Here is a 14,732-nt window from a genome sequence, read left to right on the forward strand (position 1 = left end):
CAGGAGATGTACATGTCCGCTCTTCTCTCCAGGCTGTCGGCGATCTTGTTCGCCGCGTGCCTGCTCCTCACGTCCCACGTCTTGATCACACCGGAGCGGGCGGCCGCGGCAGACCCGGGCTATCTGATGCTGCACTTCACCGGGGAGGGCGCGACCGGTCAGCAGATGTACCTCTCCCACAGCGCGGACGGCCTGCACTGGAACGACCTCAATGACGGGGCGTCGATCCTGCGTTCCACCGTCGGCACGAAGGGGGTGCGTGACCCCGCACTGGTGAGATCACCGGGCGGCGACAAGTACTGGATCATCGCGACCGACCTGTGCTGGGGCTGCGGGTCGACCGTGGACGGCTCCATCAACAACGGCAGCCGCAGCATCGTGGTCTGGGAGTCGACGGACCTGGTCAACTGGTCGGAGCCGTGGCTGCTCAACGTGGCCGGCGCGATCCCCGATGGACGCAACGCCTGGGCGCCGGAGGCGATCTGGAACCCCGAGACCAACGACTACGTCCTGTACTGGGCGACGAACGTTCCCCTCGACGGCAAGACCAAGCACCGCATCTTCTACGCCCGCACCAGCGACTTCCGCACCATCACCACGCCCCGGATCTACATCGACCGGCCCGGTGCCCAGGAACTCATCGACACCCAGATCGTCGAGGTCCCGGCCGGCGTCGGCGACTACCGTTACGTACGGGCCTCGGGTGACGGCCAGATCACCATCGAAGGCAGCAACTCGATCCTCGGGACGTGGACCAACCTCGGCAACCTCTCCGGCATCGGCCTGACCGGCGCCCAGGTCGAGGGCCCGATGTGGATGAAGTTCCGGGACCGTGACGAGTGGACCCTGTACCTCGACCAGTACGCCTCCCGCGGCGGGTACATGCCGGTCACGACGGCCAACCCCTCCGCCGTGGGCACCTACCAGCTCCCGACATCGGGCAGCTACAACCTGGGCGTCACCAAGAAGCGCCACGGCTCGATCCTGAACCTCACGGCCGCCGAGGAGACCCGCGTCCTCACGCGCTGGCCCAGCACCCCGGCCAAGCGGCTCCAGTCGTTCAACTTCCCGGACCGGTACGTGCGGCACGCCAACTTCGACGTGCGCATCGACCAGAACGTCACCAGTGCGGACGCCCAGTTCCGCCTGCGGCCCGGCCTCGCGGGCACCGGCACCGTCTCCTTCGAGTCGGTGAACTACCCCGGCTACTTCCTGCGGCACGCCAACTACGACTTCCAGCTGGTCCGCAACGACGGCACCGCTCAGTTCGCCGCCGACGCCACCTTCCGCCAGGTCGCCGGGCTCGCCGACTCCACCTGGTCCTCGTTCCAGTCGTACAACCACCCCGACCGCTACATCCGCCACTACGCCTACCAGCTCAAGCTCGACCCGATCACCACCGCGACAGCGCGCGGAGACGCCACCTTCCGCGTGACGAACTGACCCGCACCGAACAGGAATGCAGGCGCCTCCGCGGTGCCTTTCGCTCTTCTCCAGAGGGATGTGAACCGATGTACAGCCTGAGATCTCATGGCCGCAGGAGATTCCGGCCGGGCGCTCTGGCCGCCCTGGCCGCCGCCTCGCTCGTTGTGGGCGTCGCCGGCCCGGTGGCCCCCGCCCAGGCAGCGGAGATCACCGATGGCCTGGCTCTCTGGTACAAGCTCGACGCCACCTCGGGCACCGTGGCGGCGGACGCCTCGGGCAACGGCCGGAACGGAACCGTGAACGGCACCGCCGGCTGGTCCGGTTCCGGGGAAGGGCTCACGTTCAACGGCTCCGACACCTACATCAAGGTGCCGGACAACATCATGAGCGGCATGAACTCGATCACCGTCTCGATGGACGTGCAGATCGACGCCAACCAGGCCACGCCGTACTTCCTCTACGGCTTCGGCAACTCCGCCAACGGAGCAGGCAACGGGTACCTGTTCACCACCGGCAACACGTTCCGGACCGCCATCGCCTCCGGGGCCTTTTCCACCGAGCAGAACACCCGGACCGCCACCGAGCTGCCGCGCTCCGTCTGGAAGCACGTCACCTACACCCAGACCGGCACCACGGGCGTGCTGTACCAGGACGGGGTGGAGGTGGCCCGCAACACGTCGGTCACCACCACCCCCGGTTCCATCGGATCCGGCACCACCACGGCCAACTACATCGGCAAGTCGCTCTACAGCGGTGACAAGCTCTTCAAGGGCAAGATGCGGGACTTCAGGGTCTACAACCGCGCGCTGGCGCCCGGCGAGGTCCTCGAAATCAGCGGGAACACCGCGCACATCGCCGCGGTCACCCATCCCTCGCTGAAGATCGACGCGATCGTCGACGACGCCCGCAGCAAGATCACGCTGCCGGTGAAGGAGGGCACGGACCTCACCGCGCTCGCCCCGCAGTTCACCCTCGCCCCGGGCGCGTCCATCAACCCGGCCTCCGGCACCCCCCGCGACTTCACCGAGCCCGTGACGTACGAGGTGACCGGCTCCGACGGAACGAAGCGCACCTGGACGGTGGAGGCGCTGGTCATGAGGAGCCCGGTCCTACCGGGGCTCACCGCCGACCCGAACATCGTCCGCTTCGGGGACACCTACTACATCTACCCGACCACCGACGGCTTCGCGAACTGGAGCGGTACGCAGTTCAAGGCGTACTCGTCGAAGGACCTGGTCCACTGGACGGACCACGGCGTCATCCTGGACCTCGGTCCCGACATCAGCTGGACCAACAGCCGGGCCTGGGCCCCGACGATGACCGCGAAGAACGGGAAGTACTACTTCTACTACTCCGCCGACGGGAACATCGGTGTCGCGGTCTCCGACTCGCCCACCGGCCCGTTCAAGGACCCGCTGGGCAAGCCGCTGATCGCCCGCGGCGCCTACTCCGGCCAGATGATCGACCCGGCGGTCTTCACCGACGACGACGGCCAGTCGTACCTGTACTGGGCCAACGGCCAGGCGTACGTGGTTCCCCTGAACGACGACATGGTCTCCTTCGACGCCTCCAAGGTCACCAACATCACCCCCAGCGGCTACAGGGAGGGCTCCTTCGTCGTCAAGCGCAAGGGCACCTACTACTTCATGTGGTCGGAGAACGACACACGTGACGAGAACTACCGGGTCGCCTACGCCACCGGCTCCTCGCCCACCGGTCCCTGGACCAAGCGCGGCGTGATCCTGGAGAAGGACCTCTCCCTGGGCATCAAGGGCCCCGGCCACCACTCCGTGGTGCAGGTACCGGGCACCGACGACTGGTACATCGCCTACCACCGCTTCGCCATCCCCGGCGGAGACGGCACCCACCGCGAAACCACCATCGACAAGCTGGAGTTCGACGCCAACGGCCTGATCAAGAAGGTCGTCCCCACCCTGAGCAGCATCGACCCGGTCACCGGCGGCGTCACCCTGCCGACGAACACCACCCGCTCACTCCAGTCGGTCAACTTCCCCGGCCGCTACGCCGCCGTACGCTCCGACAGCCTCGGCTACCTCGACCCGGTGACGTCCTCCAGCACCACGGCGGTCAAGCAAGGCGCCACCTTCACGATCGTCCCCGGCCTGGCCGACGGAAGCTGCTACTCGTTCCGTGACGCGTCCGGCCGCTACCTGCGCCACAAGGACCTCCGGATCCGCGCCGACGCGAGCAACGGCACCACGCTCTTCGACAAGGACGCCACCTACTGCGCCCGGTCCGGCTCCGCCACCGGTTCGGTCAGCCTGGAGTCGTACAACTACCCGGGCCGCTACCTCCGCCACTACAACTACGAGCTGCGCCTCGACACCTTCCAGGACAACGCCACCTTCCGCGCCGACAGTTCCTTCAAGGCGGTCAGCCCCTGGGCCTGATCGGTCGATGCCCTCCCCCGGCTCCCGGCTTGAGCGCGCGCCGGCCCCCCCTCCCCTCATCAGGAAGGCAGCATGAGACTCCCTCGAAGAAGCGGTACCCGAGTCGCCGGTACGGCCACCGCCGTCCTCGCCGTCCTCGGCGCGGTGACCGCGGTGCCCGCATCCGCCGCCACGCCGGGAAGCTGGACCTCGGTCCAGCCCGGTGTCGCGCAGACCGGCTGTGACGGCGTACGGGCCACCGTCGCGCTGGACACGAACGGCGCCCTCTCGCTCGGCGCGACCTGGAACTGCCGCCAGGCCCTGACACCCGCTCCGATCGGGCTGGTGACCAGCCAGACCGACTTCACCACCGGACTGGACTTCGTCAGCCGCACGGATGCGCCCGTCACCTACACCTACGAGGTCCAAGCGGGGAAGTCCCGCGTCCGGACGCGGTCCGCGACCGAGACGAGACTGGTGTTCGCGAAGGGCTCCGCGCGGATGACCGTGCACGTCCGCACCTCCGCGGACGGCATGGCGCTGCGCTACGAGCTTCCGTCGGGTGCGACGGTGCTGCGCGAGGCGACCTCGTTCGATCTGCCGGCCGACGCCCAGCTGTCCCGGCAGGAGTTCAGCCCCGATCACGAGCGGGGTTATGTGACCTCTCCGGTCGCCGACGTGGCGACGGGCTCCTACGACATGGGCATGTTCGCCCAGCAGGCCAACGGCGCGCGCGTACTGCTCGCCGAGTCCGGTGTGGACGGCGGCTACTCGGGTGGCCGGTTCACCCACACCCAGGGCACCGACCGGTTCACCGTCGCGCTGGCCGACGCGCAGATCGTGCGGTCCGGCGCGTTCGCCACGGCCTGGCGCACCGCCGCCATCGGCAGCGCGGCGACGGTCGTGGAGTCCACGCTGGTCGACGACGTCGCGCCCCCGTCGAAGGTCTCCGACACCTCGTGGATCAAGCCGGGTATCGCCGCGTGGCCATGGCTGGACGGCATGTGGAACACCCAGCGCGATCTGACCAAGCTCAAGCAGTGGGCCGACTACGCCTCCTCGCAGGGCTGGCCCTATCTCCTGGTGGACGACGGGTGGAAGGACAACCAGGCGATCATCCCCGAGCTGGTGGCCTACGCCCGGGAGCGGGGCGTGCGGATCATGCTCTGGTACCACTGGCAGGACCTGGACACCGCCGCCGAGCGGGACGCCCAGTTCACCAAGATCACTGGGTGGGGTGTCGCCGGCGTCAAGATGGACTTCATGGGCTCCGAGACCCAAGTCCGTCAGCAGTGGTACGACGCCACCCTGGCCGACACCGCCCGCTACAAGCTGATGGTCGACCTGCACGGCTCGCGCCTGTCCGTCGGAGTCCACCGAACCTGGCCGCACGTGCTGACCAACGAGGCCGTCCGGGGTGAGGAATACCCCGGTGGCCGGAACATCGGGCACGTGGCCGCACTACCGTTCACGCGCGGTGTCCTCGGCCCGGCCGACTACTCGCCGATGAGCTTCCAGCAGGGCAACCCGAACAGCGACGGAGCCGAACTCGCCCTCGGCGTCCTCCTGGACAGCGGCATCATGCTGCCCGGCGGCCGTGTCTCGGACTACCAGGCCCGCCCCGAGGCACAGCGGTGGCTGCGCATGCTGCCGACCGTATGGGACGAGACGAAGTACGTCTCGGGTGACCCGCTCACCGGAGGGGTCATCGCGCGCCGCAGCGGCGACCGGTGGTTCGTCGGCGCGCTCAGGCGCGGCGGCGCCACCACCATCAGCTACCCGACGACGTTCCTCGGCTCCGGCACCTGGCACGCGGAGATCACCACCGACGGCCCCGACGGCCTGACCCGCACCAGCAGGGTCATCCAGGCCGGTGACACACTGAGCGTCCCGGCGGTCGCCAACGGCGGCCATGCGGTCAGGCTGACCAAGGTCGCGGCCCTCCCGACCGGGAACCGCACGGTGACCATCGCCGGCAGCAGCCATGTACTCGACGTGAGGAGCGCGAGCATCGCGAACGACGCCGCGATCATCCGCTGGCCCAGCACCGGCGGCGCCAACCAGCGCTTCGCGTTCCTGCCCCTCGACGACGGGTACACACGGATCGTCAACCAGGCCAGCGGCAGGGACGTCGTCATCCGGTACGCGTCGCGCGACGCGGGCTCGAAGGCCATCCAGTACACCTACGAAGCCAACGCGAACACCAACGACGAATGGCTGGCCGAAGACGCGGGCAACGGCCGTGTCCGGCTCCTCAACCGCCACAGCGGTCTCTACCTCACCGCGGGCAACGCCCAGGGCGACCAGTTGGAGCAACGCCCGTTCGACGGCCGCGACCACCAGATGTTCACCGTCTCCTGAGAACCGTCCGTGTGCCCGGCCCTGACGCTCGCGTCAGGGCCGGGCGCCTGTCGGCGAAGAGGTGCGGGAGGTGGCTAGCCCAGGGCGCCGCCCAACAGGTGGGCCGTGTCCGCGATCAGCTTGTTCTCCGTCGCGGCGTCCTGGTCGAACTTGCGGGACATGATGGAGATGACCAGCGGGGTGCCGTCCTCGGTCCAGGCGATGCCCACGTTGTTGTTGGTGCCGTAGGAACCACCACCCGTCTTGTCCGCGACGGCCCACGAGGACGGCACACCCGCGCGCAGGCGGGTGCTGCTGGTCTGGTTGTGCAGCAGCCAGTGCGTCAGCAGCGCGCGGTCGGGCCGGCTGAGCGCGTCGCCGAGGACGAGCCGGGCGTAGGTGCGGCCGATCGCGCGCGGGCTGGTGGTGTCCGTGATCCGCCACGGCTCGCCCGAGTTCAGCTCCGTCTCCCACCGGTCCAGCCGGGTCACCGGGTCATCGAGGGACCGGGCGAAACGGGTGATCGCCGTGGGGCCGCCCAGTTCGCGCAGGAGCAGATTGCCCGCGGTGTTGTCACTGTGGCGGATCGTGGCGTCGCACAGCTCGGCGATCGTCATGCCCGTGGCCAGGTGCTCCCTTGTCACGTCCGAGTTCTCGAGGAGGTCGGCCGCGGTGTAGTGGATCCGGCGGGACAGCACCTCGCCGTCGCGGTCCAGGTCGCGCAGCACCGCCGCGGCGGCGAGCGTCTTGAACAGCGAACAGATCGGGAACAGTGTGTCGGCACGGTGCCGTATCGTTTCCCCGGTACGGACGTTGTGGGCGTAGACCCCCAGCCGGGCACCGTACCGCTCCTCCAGCGCGCGAAGACCGCCGGTGACACCGTCCGACGCGCGGGCGGGCGTGGTCGTGAGCAGGGCTGTCGCGGTGGCCGTACCGGCCACAAGCAGCGTGCGCCGGCTCATCGCGGAGCCAAGAGGGCCGCTCGTCCGTAACATCGTTCACTCCTTCATCAACGTGCGTCAGCAGTTCCGTCAGTGATCGACGCAGCGCCTCGCGCCCTGGTTGCGTCCGACAGCAGCCACCAACGCCGCGGCCGACCTGCCGTGGCCGGGCCGATGACGGTCAGGGCGTGTCGCCGGAGTAATAGAAACGGCAGCTCACACCCGGGCCCGGTGTGCGGGGTTCGCCGGGGCGCGGGTCGTACAGGGCGCGGCCGCCGGGCCAGCGTCCCAGTTCGGTGGACAGGGCCACGCCGCCGTCGACTTCTTCGGTCCGCCAGCCGTGGATGTCCAGCAGCAGACCGTCCAGCGGTCCGCCGACCAGTTCGGCGTAGGTCCGGTGTGGGAGCGGGCCGGGGTGGGGGTCGTCGTGCTCCGCGCCGTAGACCCGGCCGTTCAGCAGCTGCTCATCGCCGTTCATCCGACCAAGCCTTGCAGCCGCCACTGACAACGCGGGTTCCCCCAGGGCCGCCTTGGGCTCGTCGGCTTCGGCCTGCCCTTGAGCGGTGACGGTGCGGCGCTGGAGCCTCGAACAGGTGGTGATCGAACTACGTGGCGAACCGGCTACGATGCGTTCGCGCGATGAAGTGGCGCGACCGTCGTAGATCTTGCCGTGCGGCGCTGGGTGGTGTGCACGACCGACAGGGAGAACTCGGCATGTCGATGATCCGGCTCACGGCCCCGGCGCACTCCCTCACCGAGGAGGGCCGCACGTCCGTCCAGCGCGATCTGGCCGCTGCCCTCCTTCGCTGGGAGGGGGCGCCCGACGCGGCGTTCTTCCGAGCCCAGTTGTGGAGCTACCTCGTCGAACTGCCCGAAGGGGCGCAGACCACCGCCGAGGATGACGCGTCCCGCTTCCTCGTCGACGTCACGGTTCCCCAGGGAGTGCTCTCCGCGGAGGGCACCGCGGGCTTGGTGGCGGAAGCCACCAGGATCGTCCTGTCGGCGGCCGGGCTCTCCCCGGCGGACGCACCGCGGGTATGGGTGCTGGTGCACGAGCAGCCCGACGGGACCTGGGGTGCGGGCGGACAGGTCGTCCGCCGTGCCGACCTCGCCGCCATCGCCAAGAAGCAGCGCGACGAGGCGTGACACGATCTGCGGCGGGCTCGCCTGTCGCCGGAGAAGGCCATGACGACGGCGTCCTGCGCGGTGAGGCGTCGCCGGTCCGCGAGACATCGGTGGGCCTCCTTGCGACAGTCTCGAAACTTTCGAAGGCTTCCCAGAATCTTTGACGCCACAACCTAGGAATGCGGGGCCCTGCGGTCAAGGGCTCTCGCTGACCTGTCTACAAAGAGGTCGCCTCCTTGAGCTTGGCGGGCTGCGATTCCCGCCGACGTCAGGCCGGCAGTCGCCATATCGCTCGTCGGCCCTGGGAATGCGAAGGGCGGCAGCTGGGAGGCGGCGCGTGCGGCATCCGCGCGCCTGTCCTGGATCCGTCGCGAGGCCTGTGACGTTCGTCGACCCGTGTCGACGAGGGCTCACTTGAGCCGCTCTACAGGTTTCCGAATGTTTCGAAGCGAAAGCTGAAACTTTTTGTGCGGCGAGTATTGACGATTCATCGTCAATCCCTCAATCATCCCTGTCGGGAAGCCGACCAGAGACCGTGCTCTCGACCGCGTCGGCAGACCGTGCCGCACGGCGGATCAACGCACGCCTGCACGACAGAGATCCGCGCACCGATGCTCCTGCGCCATCCCACTTTTCTGTGACGGTCCCCCCGGCTGAGCCGCTATGGAGTGCCCCCATGCCTGCGTCGAGACAGCGCTGCCGTCCCCGCCGGATGAGATCGTCCCGGTGCCCGTGAACGACTCCTTCCCCCCGCGCTTCAGCCATTCCGTGATCTCTACCTTGGAGGCACAGTCATGGGCTTGTACGCCCTTCCAGGACCACGTGTCCGCCGCAAGATCCGCGGCCTGCTGCTGACGCTGCTCGTCGGTGTGCTCGGTGCGGCCGCCGCGCTGGTCGCGCCGCCGGCCGCGCACGCCGCCGAGAGTACGCTCGGCGCCGCGGCGGCACAGAGCGGCCGCTACTTCGGTACCGCCATCGCCTCGGGCAGGCTGGGCGATTCCGCGTACACGACGATCGCGAACCGTGAGTTCAACTCGGTGACGGCCGAGAACGAGATGAAGATCGACGCCACCGAGCCGCAGCGGGGTCAGTTCAACTTCTCCGCCGCCGACCGCGTCTTCAACTGGGCGGTGCAGAACGGCAAGCAGGTGCGCGGCCACACCCTGGCCTGGCACTCCCAGCAGCCCGGCTGGATGCAGAGCCTCAGCGGCAGCAACCTGCGCCAGGCGATGATCGGCCACATCAACGGCGTGATGGCGCACTACAAGGGCAGGATCGCCCAGTGGGACGTCGTGAACGAGGCCTTCGCCGACGGCAATTCGGGAGCCCGGCGCGACTCCAACCTGCAGCGCACCGGCAACGACTGGATCGAGGTCGCCTTCCGCACCGCGCGCGCCGCGGACCCGGCCGCCAAGCTCTGCTACAACGACTACAACGTCGAGAACTGGACCTGGGCCAAGACCCAGGCGATGTACGCCATGGTCCGGGACTTCAAGCAGCGCGGCGTGCCGATCGACTGCGTGGGCTTCCAGTCGCACTTCAACAACGACAGCCCCTACAACAGCAACTTCCGCACCACCCTGCAGAACTTCGCCGCTCTCGGTGTCGACGTGGCCATCACCGAACTCGACATCCAGGGCGCCTCGGGCACGACCTACGCCAACGTGGTCAACGACTGCCTGGCCGTCCCGCGCTGCCTCGGCATCACCGTCTGGGGTGTGCGCGACTCCGACTCCTGGCGCCCGGAGCACTCGCCGCTGCTGTTCAACCGCGACGGAAGCAAGAAGCCCGCCTACACCTCCGTCCTCAACGCACTGAACGGCGGTACCCCCACGCCGCCTTCGGACGCGAAGCCGATCAAGGGCGTCGGTTCGGGCCGCTGCGTCGACGTGCCCGGTAGCGCTACGGCCGACGGCACCCAGGTCCAGTTGTGGGACTGCCACAGCGGCACCAACCAGCAGTGGACGTACACGGCGGCCGGCGAGCTGAGAGTCTACGGCAACAAGTGTCTGGACGCGGCCGGGACCGGCAACGGCACCAAGGTCCAGATCTACGGGTGCTGGGGCGGGGACAACCAGAAGTGGCGCCTCAACTCCGACGGAACCATCGTCGGCGTCCAGTCCGGCCTCTGCCTCGACACCGCCGCGGGCGGCACCGCCAACGGCACCCTGATCCAGATCTCCACGTGCTCGAACGGCGGCAGCCAGCGCTGGACCCGCACCTGATGTAGCCCGCCGCCGAGGGACGGTGAAGCCGATGACGGCCGACAGCTCGGCTTCCGTCGTCCCTCGGCGACGGCATCAACTGGGTGGTCCGGGGTCGCCGCCACGGTGGCGGCGACCCTCGCGCCGGGCCTGGCCGGTGGCGAACGACTCTTACAGCGTGAAGTTCACACCCGAGGCACGCTTCCGCCACTGGCGCGAGGGCTGATGAGCCGCCGCCAGGGTCAAGGCCGCCTTGCTGTTCCGGCAGCTTTCCGCCTTTGGCCGTGAGACAAGCGGTCAGCCGCCGTCGGCCCGGCCGTCCTGCCTCGGTAGCTGCTGGGGCTCAGGCCCTTGAGGCGTTTGAACGCGGCGCTGAAGCCGAAGGCGTCGGCGTAACCGACCGATCTGGCGATCTCGGCGATGCCGAGGTCGGTGTCGGACAGCAGCACCTCGGCCTCGTCCATGCGGCATTCGGTGAGGTAGGCGAGCGGCGGACGGCCCATCAGCAGGGTGAAGCGCTTGGCGAACAGTGCCCGCGAGACACCGGCGCGAGCGGCCAGGGAGGCCACGGTCCAGGGTGCGGCGGGCCGGTCGTGGAAGGACTGCAGGGCGGGCGCGAGGACCGGGTCGGCGAGGCCCCGGTACCAACTGGGCGCGTCGGCACCCGCCTTGCCGAACCAGCTGCGCAATGTGCACACCAGGGCCCAGTCGAGGAGGCGGTCCATCAACGCCTGCGAACCGGCCGAGTGTTGGGCGGCGTCGGCGGCGGCCGTCTCCAGCCAGCCGCAGACCTCGGCGTCCTCCTCGACCACCAGGACGGGGGGCAGGGCACGCAGCAGCCGCTCATGGCGGTGGCCCGAGGCGCGGTAGGCGCCCACGATCAGCGCGGTCGCCTCCTCCGACTCGACGCCCCAGTGGATACCACCGAGTTCCTGGGCGGTGCACCCGGCGCTGTCGGTGAAACAGGCGATCTCGTAGGCGGCGTGGGACCCGTGCACGGTGGTGGGGTGGTCCACGAGGTGGAACGGTTCGGGCCCGCGCACGATGGCGGTGTCGCCCGCGCCGATAGCCCGTTCCGTTCCGCCGGGCAGCAGCAGCGTGCCCCCGCCTCGCAGCACGCTGATCATGACGAGCGGCGCGGCGTCGGCGAAGCGGATGCTCCAGGGCGCCGCCAGTACGGCGTGACTGACGACCGACCCCTCGGCCCGGATGCCGCTCAGCAGCGAACTCAGAGGATCCACGGCACATATCGTAGACGATCTCCTATGTTTCCAAGCGTATCTCCCATGGATCATCTACGCCGTCGGGGCTGTACTGGAGTCGTTCATCGGACCGACCGAGACCACCGGGAGACACCGTGACGCAGCACGACAGCCGTGCCACAGCACTCGTCGTCGTCGCACACCACCGCACCGATTCCCTCACCGCGCACACGGCCAGGCGTGCCGCCGCCCGGCTCGAGGCCTCCGGGTACCGCGTCGACCTGCTCGACCTGCACGCCGAGGGGTTCGACCCTCGGATGAACGTGGCGGACCAGCCGGACTGGGGTGACCGGGAGAAGAGGTACTCGGACGAAGTGCACGCGCACATGCGGCGCATCCTCGACGCCGATGCCGTCGTCGCCGTCTTCCCGGTGTACTGGCAGAGCGTGCCCGCCATCCTGAAGGGCTGGATCGACCGCGTGTGGAACTACGGGTTGGCCTACGGACGCAGCAAGCCCCGCCTCGCAGGCAAGCGCATCCTGTGGCTGGGGCTGGCCGGCGCCACCGCCGACGATCCGATCGTGGAGGGGATGCGGACCGTCCTCGAGACCAGTCTGAGCGAGGGCATCGCCTATTACTGCGGCTTCTCCCACTCCACCGTCGGCCTTCTCACCGACGCGGAGGAGCGCCCTCAGCGCGTCGACGCCGAGGGCAATCTCCTGGTCGGCGACGCGGTCAGCGGCGCCGAACGGGAGGCTCAGTACGCTGCCTTCGACCGCCGTGCGGAGGAGTTCGTGGAGAAGTTCGCCGCCGAGGAGAGTGCGGCGGCCTGACGGGCCAGGGGTCGTAGGTCGCGTCAGGTCCGCGTGTGCCGCGGACCTGACGCGCACCGGATCCGGCGTTCCGCGCCGCTACACGGCCTGCCGGTCGTCGAGTTCCCGTCGGGCGGCGAGAGCTCTTGCCAGCACCTTGGCGCGGTAGGGGTTCACGGCGTCGAGGGCCGTCGCCACCGTCACCGCCTCGTCCAACAGGGCCAGCCGTTGCCCGGGCAGCTCCCGCACCAGTGGCGAGGCGCTGGCCTCCACCAGGACGTACGCCAACTTCGACCCGTACACCTCCGGCTCGACCTGCGTCAGCAGGCGGTAGATCCACAGTCCTTCGGCGCCACGCACCACCCGTCGGTTCGCGCTGAGCAGCTGGACCTTCGCCCGCAGAACCATGTCCTGATCCATCGATCCCCCTTCGTACCCTCACCCCTCCGGCCCGTCCCGTCACGCGACGGGACAGCACAGCGAACGCGCCGGCAGCCGGGAACGGATGCCGACACGGACGTCGGAGAGTGGATGACGACGAGTCTGCGGGCGGATCACCACCTGCGACAAGCCCGAACGGACGTGCGCTCCGTCCTACCGAAACCGCCTCCGAACAGGCATGATGGATCTGACACTCGCTGAGAACCGCGCCCGCCGATGCGGAGTGGCTCGCGAGTTGGACAGCGCGGGCCCCAGAGCCGCCAGATCTGGTTCTTCTTGGTGGCGAGGGCACTGCCGGTGTCGCGGGTCCACTGGTTGATCAGGGCGCGTGGCCGGGTGGAGACGCCGGCGACCTCAACGCACGGCAGACTGGGCGTATGACAGCAACATCGATGGCCAAAGGCGGCAACCTTCCCGTCGCCGCCAAGGCGGTGCACGTCGAGCTCGGCTGGTCCGGGAGCCCCGGAGGGCCGGACGCCGACGCCTCGGCGCTGCTGCTCGGCGCCGACGGGCGCGTGAGGGACGACGGGGACTTCGTCTTCTACAACCAGCCCCAGCACGCCTCGGGTGCCGTGCGCCATCTGGGCAAACGGAGCGACGGCACCGGGACGACCGACACCATCGGGGTGGACCTGGAGGCCCTGGAGCCGGGGATCGACCGGGTCGTTCTCGGCGCTTCCGCGGACGGCGGCACCTTCGGCCAGTTGTCCGGTCTTCGGCTGCGGCTGCTCGACGCCGCGACGGGCGGGCAGCTGGCGTTGTTCGAGATGCAGGCGACGACGGAGACGGCGTTCATCGGCGGTGAACTGTACCGGCGGGCCGGTCAGTGGAAGTTCCGCGCCGTGGGACAGGGATACGCGTCCGGACTCGCGGGGCTGGCCACCGACTTCGGGATCAGCGTGGACGAAGACCCGGCCGCCGTCACCCCGCCGACCTCCGCCCCGCCCACGCCCGCACCTCCTCTCCCTCCCACGCCCGCCGCCCCGGCGTCACCCGCGCCACCCGTCGCGAACACGGCTCCGCCCCAGCCCCAGCCCGGCCCTCCCTCCCCGGGGACCCCCGCCCCGCGGCTCGTCAAGGGCGAGGAGCAGTTGCCGGTGGACATGCGCAAGCGGCTCTCCCTGCGCAAGGAGCAGGTGGCCGTCAGTCTGCGCAAGCACGGGGCGGAGGGAGTGACCGCGCGCGTCATCCTGGTCCTGGACGCCTCCGGGTCGATGTCGATGCTGTACTCGAAGGGCGTCGTCGCCGATGTCGTGGAGCGGATGGCCGCGGTGGCCGCGCAGCTCGACGACGACGGTGAGATGCAGGCATGGACGTTCGCGTCGAACCCGGCCCGGCTGCCCGACCTCACGCTGGGAGACCTGCCGCAGTGGCTCCAGCACCACGTCCGGGTCGGTGAACTGGCACTGTTCCGGCGCAAGAAGCCGCAGAAGGGACTGCTGCCGGGCCAGGTGGACATGCGCGCGGTCGGCATCCAGAACGAGGAACAGAAGGTGATCGCCGAGGTGCGGACCTACGTCCGTGAACACCCGGCGGCGGCCCCGACCCTGGTCCTCTTCTTCTCCGACGGCGGCGTCTACCGGAACAAGGAGATCGAGACCGAGCTGCGCGAGGCGGTGGACGAACCGGTCTTCTGGCAGTTCGTCGGACTGGGACGCGCCCAGTACGGCGTACTGGAACGGTTCGACACCCTCCCGGGCCGACGCGTCGACAACGTCGGGTTCTTCGCCGTCGACGACATCAGCCGCGTACCGGACACAGAGCTCTACGACCGGCTGCTGTCCGAGTTCCCGTCGTGGATCCGCGAGGCACGGCGACTGAACATCATCTGAGCCGGCCACCCCGCGAGGCG

The 14,732-nt window shown here is 69.2% G+C and carries 10 protein-coding genes and 1 pseudogene; 7 read left to right on the forward strand and 4 right to left on the reverse strand.

Going from position 1 to position 14,732, the window contains the following annotated elements; all coding sequences use genetic code 11:
- The first annotated feature begins 12 nt into the window (after positions 1 to 12).
- The 3 genes and pseudogenes from ACZ4Z3_RS32395 to ACZ4Z3_RS32405 all read left to right on the forward strand — a co-directional run bounded on the left by ACZ4Z3_RS32395 (position 13) and on the right by ACZ4Z3_RS32405 (position 6,176).
- The gene (locus tag ACZ4Z3_RS32395) at positions 13 to 1,443 is read left to right on the forward strand and encodes a glycoside hydrolase family 43 protein (RefSeq protein ID WP_468504364.1); all 1,431 of its coding nucleotides are present in this window, start codon (positions 13 to 15) and stop codon (positions 1,441 to 1,443) included.
- 107 nt (positions 1,444 to 1,550) lie between these two features.
- Positions 1,551 to 3,836, forward strand: a pseudogene (locus tag ACZ4Z3_RS32400) (family 43 glycosylhydrolase); the annotation flags it as partial.
- A 72-nt stretch (positions 3,837 to 3,908) separates the two neighbouring features.
- On the forward strand, positions 3,909 to 6,176 hold the full coding sequence (locus ACZ4Z3_RS32405) for a glycoside hydrolase family 97 catalytic domain-containing protein (RefSeq protein WP_468504365.1): 2,268 nt from the start codon (positions 3,909 to 3,911) through the stop codon (positions 6,174 to 6,176).
- Between the two features lie 74 nt (positions 6,177 to 6,250).
- Here ACZ4Z3_RS32405 and bla read toward each other — a convergent pair whose 3' ends face one another.
- Positions 6,251 to 7,150 carry a class A beta-lactamase gene (gene bla, locus ACZ4Z3_RS32410; protein WP_468504366.1) on the reverse strand — a complete coding sequence of 300 codons (900 nt, stop codon included), beginning with the start codon at positions 7,148 to 7,150 and terminating at the stop codon, positions 6,251 to 6,253.
- A gap of 127 nt (positions 7,151 to 7,277) precedes the next feature.
- Positions 7,278 to 7,574, reverse strand: coding sequence for a hypothetical protein (locus ACZ4Z3_RS32415; protein ID WP_468504367.1), 297 nt, complete (start codon positions 7,572 to 7,574; stop codon positions 7,278 to 7,280).
- A gap of 236 nt (positions 7,575 to 7,810) precedes the next feature.
- Between ACZ4Z3_RS32415 and ACZ4Z3_RS32420 the strand changes: the two genes are divergently transcribed.
- The gene (locus ACZ4Z3_RS32420) at positions 7,811 to 8,242 is read left to right on the forward strand and encodes a tautomerase family protein (protein WP_468504368.1); all 432 of its coding nucleotides are present in this window, start codon (positions 7,811 to 7,813) and stop codon (positions 8,240 to 8,242) included.
- 773 nt (positions 8,243 to 9,015) lie between these two features.
- The gene (locus ACZ4Z3_RS32425; protein ID WP_468504369.1) at positions 9,016 to 10,446 is read left to right on the forward strand and encodes an endo-1,4-beta-xylanase; all 1,431 of its coding nucleotides are present in this window, start codon (positions 9,016 to 9,018) and stop codon (positions 10,444 to 10,446) included.
- A 221-nt stretch (positions 10,447 to 10,667) separates the two neighbouring features.
- Here the strand turns inward: ACZ4Z3_RS32425 and ACZ4Z3_RS32430 are convergent, their stop codons facing one another.
- Entirely contained in the window at positions 10,668 to 11,666 is a 999-nt protein-coding gene (locus ACZ4Z3_RS32430; RefSeq protein ID WP_468504370.1) for an AraC family transcriptional regulator, read from the reverse strand.
- 116 nt (positions 11,667 to 11,782) lie between these two features.
- Here ACZ4Z3_RS32430 and ACZ4Z3_RS32435 point away from each other — a divergent pair, with 116 nt between their 5' ends.
- Positions 11,783 to 12,460 (forward strand): NAD(P)H oxidoreductase, encoded by a 678-nt coding sequence (locus tag ACZ4Z3_RS32435; protein ID WP_468504371.1) that lies wholly within the window; start codon positions 11,783 to 11,785, stop codon positions 12,458 to 12,460.
- A gap of 78 nt (positions 12,461 to 12,538) precedes the next feature.
- On the opposite strand, the gene ACZ4Z3_RS32440 is transcribed toward ACZ4Z3_RS32435, so the two are convergent.
- Entirely contained in the window at positions 12,539 to 12,859 is a 321-nt protein-coding gene (locus ACZ4Z3_RS32440; RefSeq protein ID WP_468504372.1) for a hypothetical protein, read from the reverse strand.
- A gap of 398 nt (positions 12,860 to 13,257) precedes the next feature.
- On the opposite strand from ACZ4Z3_RS32440, the gene ACZ4Z3_RS32445 reads away from it, so the two are divergent.
- On the forward strand, positions 13,258 to 14,712 hold the full coding sequence (locus ACZ4Z3_RS32445; RefSeq protein ID WP_468504373.1) for a VWA domain-containing protein: 1,455 nt from the start codon (positions 13,258 to 13,260) through the stop codon (positions 14,710 to 14,712).
- Positions 14,713 to 14,732 lie beyond the last annotated feature (20 nt).

Source organism: Streptomyces sp. NPDC030296 (assembly GCF_055572815.1).

Excerpts from the sequence above, each read along its gene's own strand:
- ACZ4Z3_RS32405 (WP_468504365.1), top strand. The coding sequence starts at position 3,909 with ATGAGACTCCCTCGAAGAAGCGGTACCCGAGTCGCCGGTACGGCCACC.
- ACZ4Z3_RS32415 (WP_468504367.1), bottom strand. The coding sequence starts at position 7,574 with ATGAACGGCGATGAGCAGCTGCTGAACGGCCGGGTCTACGGCGCGGAG.
- ACZ4Z3_RS32445 (WP_468504373.1), top strand. The coding sequence starts at position 13,258 with ATGACAGCAACATCGATGGCCAAAGGCGGCAACCTTCCCGTCGCCGCC.
- bla (WP_468504366.1), bottom strand. The coding sequence starts at position 7,150 with ATGTTACGGACGAGCGGCCCTCTTGGCTCCGCGATGAGCCGGCGCACG.
- ACZ4Z3_RS32440 (WP_468504372.1), bottom strand. The coding sequence starts at position 12,859 with ATGGATCAGGACATGGTTCTGCGGGCGAAGGTCCAGCTGCTCAGCGCG.
- ACZ4Z3_RS32420 (WP_468504368.1), top strand. The coding sequence starts at position 7,811 with ATGTCGATGATCCGGCTCACGGCCCCGGCGCACTCCCTCACCGAGGAG.
- ACZ4Z3_RS32395 (WP_468504364.1), top strand. The coding sequence starts at position 13 with ATGTCCGCTCTTCTCTCCAGGCTGTCGGCGATCTTGTTCGCCGCGTGC.
- ACZ4Z3_RS32425 (WP_468504369.1), top strand. The coding sequence starts at position 9,016 with ATGGGCTTGTACGCCCTTCCAGGACCACGTGTCCGCCGCAAGATCCGC.